Origin of the sequence: Comamonas testosteroni ATCC 11996 (assembly GCF_000241525.1) — a bacterium.
Classification (GTDB): domain Bacteria; phylum Pseudomonadota; class Gammaproteobacteria; order Burkholderiales; family Burkholderiaceae_C; genus Comamonas; species Comamonas testosteroni.
On the sequence record NZ_AHIL01000013.1, the window covers coordinates 38,759 to 57,165 of the forward strand.

Below are 18,407 nucleotides of genomic sequence, written 5' to 3' on the forward strand. Positions count from 1 at the left end.
ACCGACCTCAAGGGCGCTGTCATCGCCAGCAACCAGACGGCGGTGGAGCAGGGCAAGAACCGTTTCAATACTGAAGGCGCACTCACCACCAGCGACCTGCACAACCAAGCTAGCTACGAAGGCCAGGCCGTGGGGGTCAATGCCAGCGTGGGCAACGACGCGGGCAAGTTCGGCGTCAAGGGCGCGGGATTCGGCGTAGGCCAGGACAGCGGCAGTGCCCAAGGCACCACCACGGCGGGGATCTCCGGCATTGCTGGCGACCAGAGCGTGCGCACGGGCGATGCCACGGGTATCGAGCGGATATTTGATCAGAACAAGGTGCAGCGCGACATCGATGCGCAGGTGGCAATCACCGCGGAGTTTGGCAAGCAGTCGGCCAAGTCATGGGGTGAATATGCCAATACTCGATTTGCCAATGCCAAAAATGAAGAAGAGGCGCGTTGCTGGGGTCCGGATGGTGCATGCCGCGCTGGTGGCCATGCACTACTTGGCGGATTGGGTGGTGGAGTGGCCGGTGCGGCAGGTGCAGGGCTCACTAGTGTTGCTGCGCCGCATGTGGCAGGCTATCTGATTGGACAAGGGGTTGAGCCAAGCACAGCGGCCGCGTTGACGAGCGTACTAGCCTTTGGTACGGGCAGCGCCGCTGGTGGTATGGCAAATGCGGACATGGCGACAGTTACTGCGAGAACATGGGATAAGCTAACTGCTCGGAATATTCAGATAATATTTTCCGAAAATCAGATGGATAGATTATTCGTTTCAATCGACCCACAGGAAGTTAAATAATGCCTAAATTTGCATGTCGCTGCGGATATTTAATGAATCTTTCTAATGGAACGCCTAGCTTTGAGATGGCTCTTATTCCAGAGTCTCGAATTGAGAAAATTGCCGATAGCCTAGATGAATCAGAAAATGTTAACGGTGATGAATTTTATGCACTTATTGATGAGGTAAGAAAAGCGGTTTACCTTTGTCCTTCATGCGGACGAATTCATGTTGATGCAGGGAATGGGTTATTTAATTCTTTTTTTCCTGAAAGGGATGTTGCGGCTTAGGTGGCCTTGTTAGAAAATCTGTCATGTAGCGGCATCGCATGGAGGCGTATGGTTGAAAACGAATTAGTCAATGCTCTTCAAGTAGAGCTTGTACAAGCTGAAAATGTGCTCGATACTCAGTTCTCATTTGAACTTGCAGAGCCTCACTATCGTGAGTGTTTATCCATCATTGAGCAGGCACCAGAATATCAAAGTGAATTTGAAGCATTGCTATTAAAAATGTACTTCAAGCGGATGATTAGCGATGAACCATTGGCATATTTGATGCATATTTTGGGGTGGAAAAATATTAAAAGAACCTTAGAATTTGAGCTTTTCAACGATCCAGCAGCGATCGCTACAGGTCGGGGCCATGAAAAAGTGCTTGCTGCATACGATGATAAATGGCTGAATAAGGATTTCTACAAATTTAGCGATTGAATTCGAAGCTTATTCAATATCCATGAGCCGTTGTTGTATTACAGGGACTTCCCGTCAATGCAAGCGCTTTTCGACCGACTTGTCTGGCAAGACGATCCAGGTGCTTGAAACGAGGAACAGACTAGTAGTTCTAGAGGGAGTATCTCGAAACCCTCGAATATCCAATTGTCCTGCTTGTCGGTAGTGCTGATGAGCATGCCACTGGCGTTTGAGGCTCAAATTTCAGACGTTTTTTGGCCCTCCGGCACGCAGCTCTCATGTTTTCGCCGCTTGCATACGCAGCTGGTTCTTTGAGGGCGATGGTTTGAAGAATGAATTGATACCTCACTCAACAAACGACGCCAGACACTTGAGGTTGTAGCAGGCCACCATCATTGTCATGGCCGCACTTGCTCGGGCTTAGCCAATCGTGCACACAAATTTGCCGTCCAGGTGACGGATACCGGCGAACACATGCTCAACCCGGGCTCGCTGTCTGGCAATGCGCTGGTTGCAGCGCTTTTGGCAGTCGCTGTGCGGATGGCCCGCCACGGCTTTGCGCTGCACTCCGTCCTTGAGTCCCAGCGCGGCTAGCATATCCTGCTGCTGCGAGCTGGGTAGGCCTTGTCTGCCGCGACCTCTTTGCCACTGTTGTGCTGGTCAAACACTTCATCAATATGGGTATATACAAATGATTGATATCAGCCTTAGCCATGCAAATAGAGTCATGCAGGCATTGTCCTCAAGCGAGGCTGAAAATTATGGGTATGTTGAAGAATTTGATTCTCTCGACTTAAAAAAATTAGATCACGCTTTATATGCCATAAAAAAATGGATTGCCCCGTACTCAAAATCAGATATCGGGACAGAAATTGGCTGGAATTTAAGAAAAGAGGCCATGGAATTTTGCATGACATTAAATATACCTTTTGGAGATGTATCGCTGCCTGGCATAAATATTCCAACAAGTTTGTACAAAGAAAAAGGATGTGAATATTTAGACTACAAAAAGAATCTAAAGATTTTTCAGTCAATTGTTTGGAGTAGTATTTTCCCAGAAGAGCAATTCTCGACGGTAGATACTCTCATTTATAGACAGCGTACTGACTTTGGTTTTGTCTTTTTCCCCGATTTCCCGGGAAAATGGGGCACTCCAGAATATAGACCATGGGTTATGTCACTTCAGCCGTCTAGTTAAACTAGATGCCCAACAGCTGATCTGCGAGCAGGTTGCCTTACTCACGGGCCAACGCTTCCTGGACGGCCATGCCAGCGATGAAGCCCAGTACCAAGCCTTGATGGATGCGGGCGTGACCGTGGCCCAAACCTGGGGGCTGTTGCCCAGGGTAGCCCCGGCCGCCCGCGCAAGTCGCGGCCCTGACCAGCGACAGCTTGCTCCAGCCAGTGGCAAACGCGGGCGTAGTTCGAAGTTCTCGGATGCAGCGATTCAGTTTTAAGGAAGGGCATACCCATCATCCCCCGAGAAGGAGTGCGTGTGCACGCAAAGGCGATGCCTTTGTGTACCGCAATGCGGCGGTCGTCGCATGCTGGCATCAGATTTATGCAACAGCGTTACTCCAAACGGTATCGCTAATGGATCAAAGGTGGGATGCACGTCACTTGATGCAGAAACGAAAATTCAGGTGTCGAAAGAAACGGGGCTATTGCTTAGCAATCCAGTTAATAGTGTTTTCTGCAATTTCTATGCATACTTGCTAACTGGTAAGGGGCCGTCCGTAGATTTGCTTAAAGCATTGACGAATGCTGGTATTAAAGTGATAATTCATTAAATATGCAAAACACAAACAATTACACCATCCGACCTGGAACTAATTATTCTCCCAATTCGGAGATTTTTCTGGCGATGGATAAAAAGAAGCTTAAAGAATTTTTTCAGTGGTTTATGGAGATCAAACCTTATTGCATTGAAGAGTTGATGCAGTTAATCGGAAATACCCCCGGTTTTGAAAGTTGGGAAGCAGATGACTCACCAGAATCACTAGATGGCCTTGGTGAATGGTTTGCTAAAAAGATTAGTAAACGGGACTACACGCCAGAAGAGGTTTATAACATTAGAAATAGATTCGATATACATTCAAAAATTGAACTTCCTACATGGGATTTGACAGATGAAGCGAAATCATTGGCTCTCTATGTTGGCATGTACTATGGAGATGTTGCACTCAAAAACAATACTTCACTTAAATGGGAGCAATGCTTAGGAAGTAAAAAATATGCTGATTATGGCCAGCCTGTATTGAATGGTCAGGGATTTGTGTCAATTAATCCTGTTCGAGTTGCTCATTCAGTTGCTTTCGGACTGATTAATGGTACGAAGACTGAGGGTTATTTACGTAAAGGCTATGATTATTGGAGAAATCTTCGGATGCCTATCTGAGTATTTGTGAGTGTATTTTCTATTTAATATGTATTTTGATAATAAGTCATTATTTTTAAGGGCGTTGTTGCATTACAGGGACTTCCCATCAACGCAAGCGCTGATCAGTAACTTTTGACTGACCTGTCTGCCAAGACGATTCAGATGCTTGTGCTTGAAACGAGGAGCAGACTGCAGATCTACAGGGCGTTGTGGCATAAATCGCTGCGCCGCAGGCCGTAGGCTTGCGGCATGAGTCATCCCAATAAACCTCGCTATCGAACCACGAACTGGATTCTGGGTGAAGGCGAGTGGAAGTGCAAAAAGCACGGTGCTGAATACCGCCGTCAGTGGCGCAAGCTGCACATAGATATTGATGGCAGATTCGAGCAATCTGCGTGACGAGCAATAACGTTAGTGATGTATCAGACTTACTAGAGCAGTTACCGCCAGATGAAGCGCTCAAGAGCCTTACTGGCGATGGTGCCTACGACACACAGCCTGCCTACGACGCGGTCGTCAGGCACGGCGCCATTGCCATCATTCCTGCGCGCAAGAATGCTCGAATCCGCAGGGGGCTGTGTTGGGTATTGCAATGCTGCGATTGACTCGTGCAGGCGGCTGGGTCGAAGCATCTGGATGCGCTGGATTGGCTACCACCGGCGAAGCTTGGTGGAGACCAAGATGAACTGCATTAAACGATTGGGTGAACGAGTGATGTCTCGCACCTTTGAGCGCCAAGTCAACGAGCTGCATATCAGGGCAGCCATATTGAACCGATTCACTGAGTTGGGCCGTCCTCAGACGGCAGCCGTGGCCTAGCCACTGCCGGGGTTTGGGGAGGCTCGCCTCAAACTTGATTTATGCAACAGCGCCCCCGTCAACTGAAACACCCACATAGCGGCAGGCAACAGCTTCACCCTCCAGCCCGGCGGCGACACAGACCTCTAGTGCCGCTGACTTCGCATGAGCTGCCATTTCCAGGCGGCACCGGATGGCAAATGAAAAAAGCCCGCGATATCGCGGGCTTGCATGAGCAAAAGTCTAAAGCTTGCGTGTCAGTTCACGACAGCGCTTTATTCCCACTCAATTGTCAATTGAAACAACATGTCGGTCTTCTTCGCACTTCAATACGCTACGCTGGACTGACTAGAGTTTCTATGAAAAATGGCCTTACCGTCAAAAGTACCGTCATCAGTTTTTATCGCTGAGACCTAGCCCTTTCAGACTTGCTGTATTGGTCTTAACTATTGGGCAAGAACACCTGCTTCCACTCATACACCTTGAACATCAGCACTATTTGCTTCAGTCAAGATTCCTCTAACGAGACCACTCTATAGCAGTCCTCCGAGCACTGAGTTTGACTGTGGCCTCAACTGAGAGAGAAAAGAGAGGGCTACAGTGATCCTTGTGGCCGCTCAAAGCTTGTAGTCACCGTTCATGAAGCGGAAGACATGGAGCGCATGTATGCCCCTTCGCGTCCCTTACCCCCGCTTGGGCATGGGCCTCACCAGGCCTCGGAAAACCACATAGTTGCTGTCATCCACGTACTGCAACTCTTTCCCGTCACGCACCACTCGGTAGCAGATCGGTTCGACCTTGCTGATCTCTGGTTGCAGCAAGCACAGCCGGTCGTTCTTGATAGACCAGTGAGCTGATTTCAATCGCTCGTTCTCAAGCCGCTCAACGCGCCCATCAGGGAAATACTTGTGCCCCCAATGGTGGTCATCGGTCACATACTTGCCGACGATTGCGGCGTGAATTTGCGAGCCGGTGAGCTCGCCATGCCCAACTGCGGCTGAAGCGGCAGTCAGGCTTATAGCCTGAACACATACGGCGAGCACGAGCCGGGAGACCAAGGCTCGATGACGGGCCTGGGGTTGTAGGGAGAAGGCAAACATTTTGATGGTCTCGGTCTAGGTGACTAGGCAGTCATGGTCGGCGGCCAGTTGTGCGTCTCGGCTTGGCAAGAGCGGCACCACGCATAGAGCGCGTCGTACATCACCATGCCGTGCTGGAGCATTTCGTGGTCGTCGCTGAAGTTGTGGGAAAGGCCCAGCGACAGCGCGTAGAGCCCTGCGGATTGCGGTGTCAGGTCGAGTTGCGATGTATCAGCACCGCGCACGATGGAAGCCAATTGGAGCAGCGCCGGGTCGTCAAGCTTGTACTTCGCCAGGAAGGCGTCGAAGCTGCACAACTCGCCCACGTGGCTCAACTCGACATTCGGGATGTCGTAGGGGATGGCGGCAGTGGCCTTGGCGGTGCTCAGCACCTCGCTGGCAGGCACATAGAGAAACTCGGGAGCCTTGTCGATGAAACGTGCGATCAGCCAGGGGCAGGCGATGCGGTCGATCTTTGGCCGTTCGCGGGTGATCCATTGCATGGTTTACTCCTTCGCATCCAGCGCCACACCGGCAGCGCGACTGGCCTCGATGCCACCTGCCACATAGCGCGCATCGAAGCCACGTGCCCGCAGCGCGAGCGCCACGGACTGGCTGACTTCATGGCCGTGCACGCAGTACACGAGGACGGGTTGGGATACATCGAGCTCAGCGCTCCATTCGGCCAACCGGGCGGGGTCGTGCCACGTGGCCCCAGCCACGCGGTCGGCGGCCCCTGCGTAGCCTGCGGCCCTGCGCACGTCGATGAGCTGCACGCTGCCTCGAACGGCCTCGGGAGGCACCGACCAGGGCAGCGCGTCGGCCTCGACGGCCGTACCGTAGCGCCGCGCAACTTCCTTCCAGCGGATGTTCTGCATGAAGGCATCCACATAGGAGGCCGCTTTGGCACCGAAGTCCATGTGGTAGGCGTGCTCGTACATGTCCAGCGCCAGGATCGGCGTAGCCCCGGCGAGCAGATGCGTGTGGTCGGCAGCCCAATGGGTGATCAGCCGTGACTCTCGGTTAGACCAGGACAACAGTGCCCAGCCCGAGCCGCCGCCCATGGCCTTGGCCAGTGCGGTGAACTCCGCGCGCCAGCGGTCGGTGCTGCCAAAGTCGCGCGCCAAGGCTACGGTCAGGCCCGAATCTGGCAAGGCGCCGTCACCGCCCAACGAGTCGAAGTACAGCTCATGGAGCCAAGCCGAGTTGGCGGCGATCAGCTCCTCGCGTTTCAGTCCATTGACCGTGAACACCGGCGCACTTGGCCAGTCCAGTTGGGTCAACTGCTGACGGATGGCGCCCAGGCGCTTGACGGCCCCGGTGTAGTTGTTCGCGTGGTGACTGACGATCAGATTCTCCGACAGGCCGTTGAGGGTCGCCGGGTTCAGGGCAAGGGGGCGGGGTTGCATATCCATGGGATGCTCCTGTGTGGGGATGTCGTTAGTTGCTTGAACCCGCGTGAAAGCGACTGAAGGCGGTCACGCTATCGGCCTTGGTCCAGACGCCAGCAGCGCCAGGGCCGGAGATATGGCTGTCGTCCAACTCGATGTAGAGCTTGCCGTCCAGCGCAACCGCGATATGCGTTCCGGAGAATTCGACTCGCAGGGTGTGCCAGGAGGCAGGGGCCACTGGCGCATCGATGTACTTGATGGTCTTGCGACTGCCACCCTCGACGTAATACAGCGAGACGTTGTTCTCCAGAGCATTGGCGCGGGCGACGTAATAGTTGTCGGCGTTTTTCCAGCGCCAGACGACGCCGCCTGCCTGGTCTTCCCGGCCCGCCAGGGGCTTGAACCGTGTTTCGACAAAGCCGTCGGTGATCGAGGTTCCGACTTTCACGCACCAGGGATAGGTGCCACGCCCATCCTGCAGCAACACCCTGTCAGAGTGAGTGGAGCCGGGCTCGGTAGTGATGACCCAATGGGGTGTACCTCCGCCAGTGACGCCGCAGCTCCAATAGTGAGGAGATGCGCCAAGGACAGTGCCATCGAAGCCTGGAGCCAGCGCACTCGCACTGGAAGCCAGCGCAGCCACGGTGATACCAATCAAGATGCGTTGCATGGTACTCTCCAATCAGCCGTGCGTAACCAGCGGGTGGACGACCAGGCCGATGAGGGCTGCCGCAACCACGATGACGGGTTCAGGGAGCTTCTTGAAGCGCCACAAGATGGCTGCGGTCGCGATTGCCAGCGCTGCGGTGATCCAGTCGGAGATGGAGCGCTGACCGATGACGATCACTGCGCCCGCGATGGAGCCGATGGCGGCGGCCGTGACGCCATCGACAAAGGCGATGACATCCGGGCGCTTGCCGTATTTCTTGAAGTACGGCGCGGGGATCACCGTGAACAGATAGCAAGGCACAAAGGTGGCGGCTGCCGCTGCCACGGCGCCCCAGAAGCCTGTGACCAGGTAGCCGATGAAGCCCGTAGTGATCACCACCGGGCCCGGCGTGATCATGGCCACCGCCACTGCATCCACGAACTGCTGGTCGGTCAGCCAGCCGTACTCCTTGACGACACCGCCGTAGAGGAAGGGCACGATCGCAAGGCCGCTGCCGAAAACGAAGCTGCCGGCATAAGCGAAGTACAGACCGATCTGCTTGAGCTTGGTCCAGTCGATGGTGCTGAGCGCGAACATTCCGACCAGTGGGGCCGCCACGCCGTTCAAATTGCCGCCGCGCTTGAGCCATGCAGGGGGTGCACGCCAGAACCACACCAGCACGCCAGCACCGAGGAACAGCCAGACCTCTTCCGACTTGGTGATCACCGTGACGGCTGCGCTGATCAGGAAAATAGGCCACAGCAGCTTGTCCTTGCCGATGCTCTTGGTCGTCAGCTTGTAGGCGCTCATGGCGATGATGCCGATCACTGCGGCGCCCACGCCATAGAACACCGACTGCATCCAGCCGATGCCGCCGTAGGCGACATAGGCCGCGCCAAGCGCCACGACCATGAAGAAGGACGGGACGACAAAGGCGATCCCTACGAGGGACGCGCCCAGAAACCGGTAATGGACATAGCCCAGGTAGATGGCCAGCTGTGCGGCTAGCGGCCCTGGCATCAGTTGGGCGAGGGCCAAGCCCTCCTTGTAGTCCGCTTCGGTGATCCATCGGCGCTTTTCCACCAGATCGCGGTACATATAGCCCGCCAGGGCCACGGGACCGCCAAAGCCCCAGGTGCCCAGGGCCAGTATGTAGCGCACGAGCTGCCAGAGCGTGTAGCCGGGGGAACTTGAGGCGCTGGCTTCGGGCGCCGTTGTTGTGTTGAGGTCGTTCATATGGGTCTTTGCAGTTGTTGATGCCTACGGCTTGCGCGGGCTGGAGAAATGGGCGTGGAGCGAATCGAGTACGCCGCCGATGTCGACCAGCAGCGCGTCGTCATCCGGCCAGCGCTTGCGCGCTCCGGCCAGAACAGCCTCGAAGCCGCAGGCCTCGGGCGTGGTCGCACCGCCTACGTCGAGCGCATGAACCATCTCCGCGAGGCGCGAGAGACCCCTGTCACCTTCCAAGCCAAAGCTCGTGAGCAGCACCTCGAAGGTCACGCGCTCGCCCACATGAGTGAAGGTCGCGCCATCGAAGTCGAAGCCCAGCGCATCTGCAGGGCAGTCGGCCGGTGCCTCCAGCCACTGGAAGCGTGCGTGCGGGTCGATGAAGCGCTGGATGAGCCAGGCACTGGCCAAGCGATCTACCCAGAGATTGCGGCGCGTCGCCCAGAGACGTCCTTGGTATTGCATGCGATCGCGCCGGGCTATGCGTCCAGCAGTGGCCTGTGGTTCGCCCGGCGACTGCAGGGCTTCGATGGCGTTGTTGAAGTCCCGCCACTGGGCTTCGGCGCGGATCGAGGTTTCTGCAGGGAAGAAGTCGATCCTGCGGATGGCTTCATAGGCCCGCGCGTGCTTGCGCTGCACACGGCCCAACTCGGTCGCGCTCAGGCCAGAAAGTGTCTGACGCGCTTGGGCCAGTTCTTCCAGCCAGGGGGTGTAGTCGACCGTTCGGTCGAAGAGCGCCTGGAAAGTGGCTTGTTCGGCTATATCGCGCGCTCGCACCTGTAGCAGCCAGGCTTGGCCACCTTCCTGCAGCGCATCGTCGGCAAGGGCTTGCAATTGCGCAGCTTGCTCAACTTGCGCTGGAAGCAGGTAGGCACCGTCGCGCAAGGCAGCACAGCCTAATGCCTTCACGGCGCGCCAAATCCGCATGCGTGGCGTAGCGCTTGAGGCGGGGAGGCTGATGATCAGAGCCAGCCAGGAGTCCGAAGTGAGAGTCATGGCAGCAGCTTAGAGCACCGTCATGAATGCTGCAATGCTGTAGCGATCTCTACAAAATCATTCCAAACTTCATCAAACAAGTCAGTACGATGGTATGCGCATGGCGACTGCTATGAAGAAGACCGCACGCTGTACTACTGCTCAATGTGCGATATTTTTGCCAGCCCAGACCACTTTGCGACGCAACCACGCCGAGCAGCTACAAATAAAGCTGCAGGCGTATGCCAAGTGGCCCGCTGATACGGCACGACGCAGTTACCGCCCCGTAGTGCACACAACCTATTTGCCGCCGAGCTGGCCGCACTGGTGGCAGAGCAAAAAGCAAGTGCAGCAAGCCGCAGCCGCTTTTATCGCTGGCTGGAAAAGCAGGCCAGCCGTGATGACCCTGTGGGTGATTTGGCCTATGACATCATGTATTGACCCAGTGAATTCCTGCTCAGGTGTTAACGTTGAAGGAAACGACGATGAGCACCCTGATGGAAGACGACATCAAGCGCTGGACAGCCAAGCGTAAGACGGCCCTTGTCCTGGACATCATCCAGGGCAAGACCACGATCTCGGAGGCCAGCCGGGCCTTCGACCTCAACCCCTCGGAGGTTGAGCAATGGGTCGATGAAGGCAAGCGTGGCATGGAGAACGCCCTGCGCACCAAGCCCTTGGAAGTCAAAGAGCAGTACGAGAAGCAACTGCGCGAACTTCAGCAGGCCTATGGCGAAGCCATGTTGGAGCTGCGTGCCAGAAAAAAGCTGGCGTCCCTGCTGGGCAACGAGGACGAGAAATGACCTGTGCAGAAACCGCTGGGTCAATACAATCACACATGACAAAGGCTTCCCGATAGAGGCTTCACTGCGACAAACGCGCAGCTACTTGGAAAGCAAGTGGGTATCGGAGGCGGTGATGGATGCTTTGGCCCAAGCCTGGCTTGAGTTTTCTGCCAACAGGTAAAGGCCGCGTTGAGTAGCGGACGGCCATCAGCGCGGTTGTGCTGATGGTTGCTTGCATACATTCCACGCGCTCTTTGCACTGTTGATTTCCACGCAAAACTGCCCCACACCAGAGATGTGGCATAAATCTTGGACACCATATGGCTGTCCTCAGCTTGAGATAGCCCCCCTGGGGCATCGGGGAGGTGCCAGCATCCACCAAGTAGAGCTGGAAGCTGCGCAGATATTCAACGATGGCCATGTCCGGCGAGGCACGATGTATATTGCCGCTCATGGCCTTCTTACCGGACTACCGCGTGAGCGGTTTAGAGTCGTCTCTAAGGCGCGGTGGTTAGGTCAGGACCGCTGTTTTCTCTGTTTAAGCCGCTATACATTCCACAGCAGCAGTGCTGCTTCGCCTTGCGTTGCCATACCGGGGTGGTTCAGGGCAATGGTTGCAGCGCAGTGGGCGCGGTGGTCTCGGTAAAACGTGATGCCTTGAAGCCATTCATCCCAGCTGTGCACCAAATCCTGCTCTTCGCAAGAGGCCAGGAACACCAGCTGAATGCGGTGGAGTTTTTGGCTGGCATCGCGCAATTGCAGTTGCTGCAATTTTTCATGATCGCGCTGTATTTTTTCGCGCCATTTGTTTTGCGTGCCAGCGCCCACCAACGCCACTTCGATCAGATATTTATCTTGTGTGTCTGGGCGGGTGGCGAGCAAATCCCCTTTCAAGGATTTCAGACAGTGATCGCCCAGTTGTTGGTAACTGGGGCGGCCTTCGCAGTGGTATCCATGCTGCAGAAAAGCAGCAAACAGCTCCCAGTTCAGCCATTCTTCATACGATGCCGTGCTGGCACTGAACGCATGCAAGGTGTGGGATTTCTGTGCAAACCAAGGCTGCAGAATATCTAGAACCGTGTGGGCAGGAGTGATGACAGACATTGGGGCAGTTTCAGTGGGACAGTAAAAAATGGCAGTGGATGGCGGGAGCCGTATGTTCGCTGTAGGTGCTGGAAAATGCGGGGGAGCTGATAGGGTAGTCCTTCAGCCGTTGTTGAATATACCTACCCATGGAAAGTCGTAACTTTGCTTTTTCGCCTTCCAAAACGATATGGGCATATTTCGTTGCCGTCCGCAACAGCGGGGCCATGGTTGCAAAAGCCTGGTCGATATCGGCCTGGAACTGCTCAGGGCTGTCGCAGCGAATCGCGGCAGAGCCGTAGCGTATGCGCGACTGCGCAAAGAAGTCGTCCAGATCGGCTTCGGTCAGCACGGACTGCACGTCAAAGTTGTAGTGGCGCAGCAAAAAATCGATAAATTGCGCGATATCGGCATCGGCAATCCCATCGATGTGCACCGTTTTTACCGCTTGCCCAGACAGCGGCACCTCGGTGTGTTGGTCGGTCAACAGCAGCCAATTGGTGGTTAGCTGGGCCAGAGCAGGGAGGTCGTAAGCCGTGCGCGGCGTTTGTATGCTTTCGCAGACCACAACGCCATCGCGGACGCAAGGGCGCAGGAAAACGGCAGGTGCTTGCTGGGCAGCAAGCTGTATACCACGCACTGCCATGGCGGCTTGCGCGCGGGGACTGGCCAGTAGCACGGCAATAGTTTCGGATGGCTGAGTGGAAAAATAATATGCGGCCATCAAAGGACTCTTTCTGTGCCCATGATTCTCAAAGTTGGCTTGTCCATTTGTCCAGGAAATCGGCCTCAAAAAAGAATAAAAAATTAAAATTTATTGACCATCGCATGGTGTTAGCCGCAAAAGCGATGTTTTCAGAACCTAACACCACTTTCCTTTGAGACCGATGCGAAGCATTTATGCATCGCTCCCTCATGGCAAACAAACCGTTGGCAAAGAGCTGTGGCGACAACTGCAGCCCCTGATTTCGCCCTTCACTCCTTCCGCCAAAGGCGGCTCACGCAAGCTCGGCGTGAGCAATAAAACCGCACTCAATCGCATCTTGTTTGTGCTGCACACCGGCATTTCATAGGAAGACTTGCCACAGTCTCTCGGCTACGGCAGTGGCAGGTCCTGCTAATCGCGACTCCCTGACTGGAGCGACAGCGGCGTCAGGCAACCAGCCTGACTCAGCCGACTGTGGGAAAGCCTGCAAGGACTGCTTCTGGCCGGAAGCACGCGATCGTCGTAATTCACCAAAGCTGTCAATCACTGGCCGCAGCAAACCAACCATGGACTGCTTTCGGGGACTTGACCGAAATGGTGCTCTCGGCCAGAAGCGGTACTCAAGCGCCGCACTATGAGCGGCGGTTCTAGGCTGGAAGCAGCTGTTCAACCTAGAGTTCCGAACGACTGCTAAGCTTTCGCTTCCGAGCTATTCAGCCGCCTTAAAGGAGATGCATTTTGGAGCCGCTTACCCTTGCCGGTACGTTAGCTACGGTTGTTGGCTTGCTGTCCAATTTCAAGGCAGAGCGCTCATCTGCGAGCTTGGACGCATTTATCGAATGGTTGCGTGAGAGCCATCACACTGGCCTTGCGGAGACCATAGTCCGGAATAAGGCGCTCTCCGACGAGTTGGCCAAACTGCTATCAGTCAACCACCAAGATCTGGTTTCGAGGCTCAACGCGCTGCAGGACCAGATCGCTTCGATTGCCAGCAGCATCGAAGGGTTTGGGGGGCTTGTAGACGTGCTTGATGCCACGCCCAAACTCTCAAGGCAGGCCCGATCAATCCTGCGGCAGATTGTTGAATCCCGCGCGCAATATGCGCTGGAGCACAAACTCAGCACTGGCCAGCCCCCCGAGTTCCTGTTCATCGGTGGTCCTGCTTCCGGCGAGATTCGGTACGATGAGCCGCAGTTCATGAACGAGGATCTTGATTCCCTAGTCGTCGCTGGGCTGTTACGCGTTGAGCTCGCCAGCAAGGGCTCCAGAAAGTTCTCTGCAACGCGCGAGGCCGCCGAGTTCGTTAGAAGAATCGGCTGAATCTACCTGGCACGAGGATCCATGCTGCATCTTTTAGCTTGGCAGGCACATATGAGCGCAGCTCGTAGTCCTGTTGGCCCCCGAATTCGTCTGCGCGCTGACGAAAATCTGCGAGTCGCCAATGAAATACACCGCGCAGATGACCACCATTGAAACGCAGGCATACCACGCCGATTTCGCTCTGCATACGCTTGGCTGGAAGGCCTTCCAGGACTTGTGTGCACAGGTCATGGAGGAAGAGCTTCAGACTACGGTCTCGGTCTATCGCGAAGCGCAAGACGGTGGGCAGGATGCTGTGTTCCTTACGAAAAGTCCTGATGGGCTCACCGCAGTGGGCACAGTGCAGTGCAAGTTCTCCAGCAAGCCCGACCAACGCCTGCGGCCGTCCGACATCACTGGCGAAATTGAGCATGTTGAACAGCTCGTTGCCAAGCAAATGGCAAGGGTCTACTACTTTGTCACCAGTATGGGCGTGGATGCGGATGTCGCGCGAGAAGTCCGCGAGCGACTATTGGCGCAGGGGGTTGTAGAACCCCATGTCGTCGGAAAGGAATGGTTGCTTTGCAAGATCAAGGCAAGCCCTCGCCTCCGAGCACTGGTTCCTCGCGTCTATGGGCTGGGTGATCTCTCAACCATCCTAGACGAGCGATGCGCCGCCCAGACCCTCGCACTATTGGGTGAGCATCGCAAGGCCCTCAACGTGTACGTGCCGACAGCTCCGCACCGAAATGCAGTTGACATCCTGGCGCAGCACAAGCTGGTACTACTTCTTGGAGCTCCGGCAACAGGAAAGTCCACGTTGGCAGCCATCCTTGCCATGATGGCCGTCGACAAGAACGACGTGCAGGTATTCAAGTGCGACGGGCCTATAGAACTGAAGCAGCACTGGAATCCTAACGACAACAAGCGGCTGTTTTGGATCGATGATGCTTTTGGCGCGAACCTGCTGATGCCGGATTATGTGAATGCCTGGATCGAGTTCATGCCGAAGCTCAAGACGGCACTTGACCATGGCTGTCACTTCATCCTCACGTCCCGCACTCACATCTGGAACGATGCCGCGCCGCGCCTGGGCTCTAGGAACCATCCTCTTCTGGAATCAGGAACGGCAGTGGTTAATGTCGGTGGTTTAACGCAATCGGAGCGTGAACAGATTCTCTACAACCACTTGAAGGCAGGCACTCAACCCCCAGTCTGGAAAGCGAAGATCAAGGATCACTTGTCTCAATTGTCGAAAGAGAGCAGTTTGCTGCCTGAGCTCGCGCGGCGCTTAGGAGACAAGGATTACACCGGGAACGTCACCAAGCTTCCTGACGACCTGCTGCGTTTCATCGCTCAACCACAGGAGTTCCTGGTTCAGACGTTCAAGGAATTGACGCCAGAGCAACAAGCTGCGCTTACGTTGGTGTTCCTCACGCGGTCCCGACTGCCGGTTCACCTGTTCCCCGACGCCGAAGCGGCATTGGTGGCAACGAGCTACGGCGTGACGAAAGCCAACATGGCTCAGGCATTGATGCAACTTGCAGGCTCCTTCGTCGTCCGTCGAAGTGACGGTGACAAGGAATACTGGGCGTTCTGGCACCCGACATTTGCCGATGCCATCAGTGCGATTCTGAGTAAGCGCCCGGACCTGATCGACGTCTATGTCCGGGGTGCCGGGCTCGACACCCTTCTGACAGAGGTGGTTTGTGAAGGCGCGGCTCCGGTTCGCGATGCCGTCGTGGTTCCACTCAGCAGCAGTGATGCGCTCGTCGTACGACTGCTAGAAACGCCTGATGAGGAAGGCGCGAACGAACAGCTGTTCGAGTTCCTGAACCGCCGACTCCCCAGGGATTTGGTGCAGAAGGTCTTGCGGCGGGCTCCCGAGCTTCTTGGCCGCCAGGGCGAGCGCTTGTCTTGGCGCCGTCTCCGCTGGCGGCAAGTAGTTCGTCTTCGTGCCACAGCTCATGAAATGGGGCTACTCGATGATGAAGTTCGCTTAGCGACGACATCCATGCTCGAAGAAGGCGCCCTCAGTTCTTTCGACGCTTCATTTGTCCAGGATGACAGCATCCTGGCAGTGTTTCGCCCCTCAGAGCTGATGCAGTTGACCGCCGGCCTGCTGGCCAAACTGGACTCGGAAGTTCAGGAGAAGATTTCCACCTGTCGGGAGGAGGCGGACCCAGACGGTGACATCGACAGCCAATTCGAGGAGGTTGCTGACTTCCTCGACAGCATCCGATACCTGGTGGAAGCGAATTCAGTCTTCCAAGAGAAGCACGACAAGCTGACCGCCAACCTAGATCAGGCTAAGAAAGACGTTGAGGCCAAGAAGTCCGACGACGAAGAGGAAACCAGTTTCTTCAGCAGCGTCCCCCGGGCGGCCGCGCAACGCGAACAGCAGGGTGGTCGCTCAATCTTCAGCGACGTCGACGAATGACATCGCGGTCCAGCATGCATGCTGGACCGCGCGGTTGGTCCTGGACACGCGCAGATACTCTTGAGGCGAGTGACTCGCTCAAGGGCCTTCAGGGCACAGGCTGCGGTTCAGCGAGCTGGCCAAAGTAAGTCATGCACACGGCTTGTTGGAAAGCTGCAGGCAACTGCGCCTGAGCGTGCAGATTTTCCACGGTACAAACAGCGACGTAGGGCTTGCTGCTTCCCTTGGCGGCCGTATAGCCCAGCAGTCCTTCAAGATCGTCGGGCAGCACTTGGTGGATCAGGTGGGCCCCCCCCGCAGGAAGTGCTGCAGCAATCGGAGTGTTGTCCGCAAAGGCCTGCGGGTTGTTGGTGTCTCCGTCGTGCACCACGCGGTAGGGAATGCTGAATGCGTTTAGCACGCGCTGGAAGGCCGGAATGTTCTTCTTGCCATTGCAGTCAACCAACGCAACCTCCCGACGCAGACGGACGTGCCTTTGGAAAAGGCCCATCAGGTCAGCGCCCCGCTCGAAGGCCGCAATCGCGCTGCCCTCCTCAAGCAGCACGACACTCTTGGCGAAGAAGAGTTCGTTAACGGTTGGGTGAAATCTCGCCACCGTTTGCAGGCGCTGCTTGTCTATTTGATGGGCCATCCCGGGAAACAAGTCCTTAGTGACCTGATAGCAGGCAGCATCGCCTTGCGCTGTCTTGAACATCCGTACGATGGCACGGTACCTGTTTGCGATGTCTAGGAAGACCGGCGAGTGCGTACAGCAGGCAACCTGCGTATTGGGCTGCGCAGCAAGCCGGTGCAGCACGTCCCGCATCAAGCGCTCCATCTGGGGATGTAGATAGAGCTCGGGCTCCTCGATCAGCAGGATGGTGCCGCGCTGAAGACCGGCGCCGGCGGCTTGAGAACCTTGAGCTTGCGCGTCAGCGAGAAGCTGGAGTAGCGTGATGACCAGCGTGCGTTGCAGACCATGGCCCTGATGGCCAACTTCTGTGTCGATGCCTGCCTGGGCATCGCGGATGACGAGCGAGGTCGACGGCAGAACCATAGTCCGCAGCTCCGGTGCCTCAGTACGAATCAGCGCTTGGCCTCCGACGACCTCGTTCAGGCTCTGATTAATGCGGTCCTGCAGGTCTCGAACTTCTTGAGCCTGCCGCTGCGGGTTGGCGGGGTCAGGACGGAAAAGCGCCAAAACGTCATCCAGGGCGGCTTGGAGCGCTGCCATTTCGGGACGCCGTGCCAAGCTGCGCTCAACGATGAGGTTGACCAATTTGCCGTACGTCGATGCGTCCTTCGCATTGGTCTCGTCGCTTGCCTCCTGGACTGCCCTCACGAAAATGGGACGAGGCAGGATGGAGTTTGCGTTGCTCTTCCAGTTGCCGCCACCACCGGGGTTGGGGAGCCAGGCAGCCTCACCAAGCGCGACCAAATCGGGGCGCTGCTCGCGCACGACAGCCTTGAGCGACTCCCTTGAGCCGACGTTGGGGCGCGCGCCCTTATTGGGCAGCGCGTCAATAATCGGCTGATAGTCTGCCGGGAACGCAGCCCAGGTTGTGTCTGGGTCAGGCCAGCCTACGAACTGCTCAAGGCCAGAGAAGGAGAACAGCTGTTCCTTCCAACCGCCCGCCTCGCCGTCCTCACCTGGTTCGAACCAGTAGCGCTTCTTAAGCACCCACCGGTCGCCGTCCATGCGACCACGAACAGCGACCTGGGCTTTCTCGTCGTCCGTGAGGCAGTCGAAGTGCCCGATCAGCTCTATGGCGTTTCCGTCATCGGTCTGGTGCCTGCGAAAAAGCGACGAGTCCTTGATAGAACTGCCACTGAGGAACACGGCAATAGCGGACAGCACGGAAGATTTGCCCGCATTGTTTTCCCCGATGAGGACAAGCAGGTCTTCCCATTCCAGGGTCACGTGCTCTATGCACTTGAAATTGTGGATTTCAAACCGGCGCAGGCGCATGCTTTTTCCTAGCTTTAGGTTGGGCTGCATTTGATGGAGTCGCTACTTTGCCATGGATGTAACCATTTGCAATCAGAATCGACTTTAAGGTTCCAAGACTGGACCGGCGCGGCGGCTATACGAAGCAACGCCGCCGTTCGATACCAGGTTTCGACAGACTGCAACCGCTGCAAACTAGACTTCAACAGCCAGA

18 protein-coding genes and 2 pseudogenes are annotated in these 18,407 nt (G+C 56.0%); 10 read left to right on the forward strand and 10 right to left on the reverse strand.

What is annotated here, in order from left to right; genetic code table 11:
- The first annotated feature begins 42 nt into the window (after positions 1-42).
- Genes CTATCC11996_RS26125 through CTATCC11996_RS06825 form a run of 3 tightly spaced genes read left to right on the forward strand, consistent with a single transcriptional unit; the run spans position 43 to position 1,475 of the window.
- Complete coding sequence (locus CTATCC11996_RS26125; protein WP_236597833.1) at positions 43-786, forward strand: hypothetical protein; 744 nt, start codon at positions 43-45, stop codon at positions 784-786.
- Positions 786-1,055, forward strand: a complete 270-nt coding sequence (locus tag CTATCC11996_RS25455; protein WP_138983840.1) for a hypothetical protein — start codon at positions 786-788, stop codon at positions 1,053-1,055. Before CTATCC11996_RS26125 ends, CTATCC11996_RS25455 begins: the two co-directional genes overlap by 1 nt.
- 48 nt (positions 1,056-1,103) lie before the next feature.
- Positions 1,104-1,475 (forward strand): hypothetical protein, encoded by a 372-nt coding sequence (locus CTATCC11996_RS06825; protein ID WP_003074435.1) that lies wholly within the window; start codon positions 1,104-1,106, stop codon positions 1,473-1,475.
- Between the two features lie 399 nt (positions 1,476-1,874).
- Here CTATCC11996_RS06825 and CTATCC11996_RS25690 read toward each other — a convergent pair whose 3' ends face one another.
- A complete protein-coding gene (locus CTATCC11996_RS25690; RefSeq protein ID WP_003074437.1) occupies positions 1,875-2,051 on the reverse strand; it encodes a hypothetical protein in 177 nt (58 codons plus the stop codon).
- A gap of 94 nt (positions 2,052-2,145) precedes the next feature.
- On the opposite strand from CTATCC11996_RS25690, the gene CTATCC11996_RS25460 reads away from it, so the two are divergent.
- The 3 genes and pseudogenes from CTATCC11996_RS25460 to CTATCC11996_RS24840 all read left to right on the forward strand — a co-directional run.
- A complete protein-coding gene (locus tag CTATCC11996_RS25460; protein ID WP_138983841.1) occupies positions 2,146-2,652 on the forward strand; it encodes a hypothetical protein in 507 nt (168 codons plus the stop codon).
- 594 nt (positions 2,653-3,246) lie between these two features.
- The gene (locus CTATCC11996_RS25465) at positions 3,247-3,852 is read left to right on the forward strand and encodes a hypothetical protein (protein WP_138983842.1); all 606 of its coding nucleotides are present in this window, start codon (positions 3,247-3,249) and stop codon (positions 3,850-3,852) included.
- Between the two features lie 276 nt (positions 3,853-4,128).
- A pseudogene (locus CTATCC11996_RS24840) lies at positions 4,129-4,653 on the forward strand (IS5 family transposase); the annotation flags it as partial.
- 662 nt (positions 4,654-5,315) lie between these two features.
- On the opposite strand, the gene CTATCC11996_RS06845 reads toward CTATCC11996_RS24840, so the two are convergent.
- Genes CTATCC11996_RS06845 through CTATCC11996_RS06870 form a run of 6 tightly spaced genes read right to left on the reverse strand, consistent with a single transcriptional unit; the run spans position 5,316 to position 9,974 of the window.
- A complete protein-coding gene (locus CTATCC11996_RS06845) occupies positions 5,316-5,732 on the reverse strand; it encodes a hypothetical protein (protein ID WP_003074443.1) in 417 nt (138 codons plus the stop codon).
- Positions 5,733-5,755: 23 nt separating this feature from the next.
- Complete coding sequence (locus CTATCC11996_RS06850) at positions 5,756-6,214, reverse strand: chromate resistance protein ChrB domain-containing protein (protein WP_003074445.1); 459 nt, start codon at positions 6,212-6,214, stop codon at positions 5,756-5,758.
- A 3-nt stretch (positions 6,215-6,217) separates the two neighbouring features.
- A complete protein-coding gene (locus CTATCC11996_RS06855; RefSeq protein ID WP_003074448.1) occupies positions 6,218-7,126 on the reverse strand; it encodes a Fe-Mn family superoxide dismutase in 909 nt (302 codons plus the stop codon).
- A gap of 25 nt (positions 7,127-7,151) precedes the next feature.
- On the reverse strand, positions 7,152-7,772 hold the full coding sequence (locus CTATCC11996_RS06860; RefSeq protein WP_003074450.1) for a hypothetical protein: 621 nt from the start codon (positions 7,770-7,772) through the stop codon (positions 7,152-7,154).
- Between the two features lie 12 nt (positions 7,773-7,784).
- Positions 7,785-8,987, reverse strand: a complete 1,203-nt coding sequence (locus CTATCC11996_RS06865) for a chromate transporter (protein WP_003074452.1) — start codon at positions 8,985-8,987, stop codon at positions 7,785-7,787.
- Between the two features lie 24 nt (positions 8,988-9,011).
- Complete coding sequence (locus CTATCC11996_RS06870; protein ID WP_003074454.1) at positions 9,012-9,974, reverse strand: chromate resistance protein ChrB domain-containing protein; 963 nt, start codon at positions 9,972-9,974, stop codon at positions 9,012-9,014.
- 464 nt (positions 9,975-10,438) lie between these two features.
- On the opposite strand from CTATCC11996_RS06870, the gene CTATCC11996_RS06875 reads away from it, so the two are divergent.
- Positions 10,439-10,756, forward strand: coding sequence for a DUF1153 domain-containing protein (locus CTATCC11996_RS06875; protein WP_003074457.1), 318 nt, complete (start codon positions 10,439-10,441; stop codon positions 10,754-10,756).
- A gap of 528 nt (positions 10,757-11,284) precedes the next feature.
- On the opposite strand, the gene CTATCC11996_RS06880 is transcribed toward CTATCC11996_RS06875, so the two are convergent.
- Together CTATCC11996_RS06880 and CTATCC11996_RS06885 are read right to left on the reverse strand one after the other, a co-directional pair.
- Positions 11,285-11,842, reverse strand: coding sequence for a hypothetical protein (locus tag CTATCC11996_RS06880; protein WP_003074459.1), 558 nt, complete (start codon positions 11,840-11,842; stop codon positions 11,285-11,287).
- A gap of 10 nt (positions 11,843-11,852) precedes the next feature.
- Positions 11,853-12,545 carry a hypothetical protein gene (locus CTATCC11996_RS06885; RefSeq protein WP_003074462.1) on the reverse strand — a complete coding sequence of 231 codons (693 nt, stop codon included), beginning with the start codon at positions 12,543-12,545 and terminating at the stop codon, positions 11,853-11,855.
- A gap of 163 nt (positions 12,546-12,708) precedes the next feature.
- Here CTATCC11996_RS06885 and CTATCC11996_RS26130 point away from each other — a divergent pair.
- The 3 genes and pseudogenes from CTATCC11996_RS26130 to CTATCC11996_RS06900 form a co-directional block, all read left to right on the forward strand.
- Positions 12,709-12,939: pseudogene (locus tag CTATCC11996_RS26130) on the forward strand (transposase); the annotation flags it as partial.
- Between the two features lie 326 nt (positions 12,940-13,265).
- Positions 13,266-13,847 carry a hypothetical protein gene (locus CTATCC11996_RS06895; RefSeq protein WP_003074466.1) on the forward strand — a complete coding sequence of 194 codons (582 nt, stop codon included), beginning with the start codon at positions 13,266-13,268 and terminating at the stop codon, positions 13,845-13,847.
- Between the two features lie 121 nt (positions 13,848-13,968).
- Complete coding sequence (locus tag CTATCC11996_RS06900; protein ID WP_115597211.1) at positions 13,969-16,266, forward strand: nSTAND3 domain-containing NTPase; 2,298 nt, start codon at positions 13,969-13,971, stop codon at positions 16,264-16,266.
- An 88-nt stretch (positions 16,267-16,354) separates the two neighbouring features.
- Here the strand turns inward: CTATCC11996_RS06900 and CTATCC11996_RS06905 are convergent, their stop codons facing one another.
- Entirely contained in the window at positions 16,355-18,214 is a 1,860-nt protein-coding gene (locus CTATCC11996_RS06905) for an ATP-dependent nuclease (protein WP_003074470.1), read from the reverse strand.
- Between the last annotated feature and the right edge of the window lie 193 nt (positions 18,215-18,407).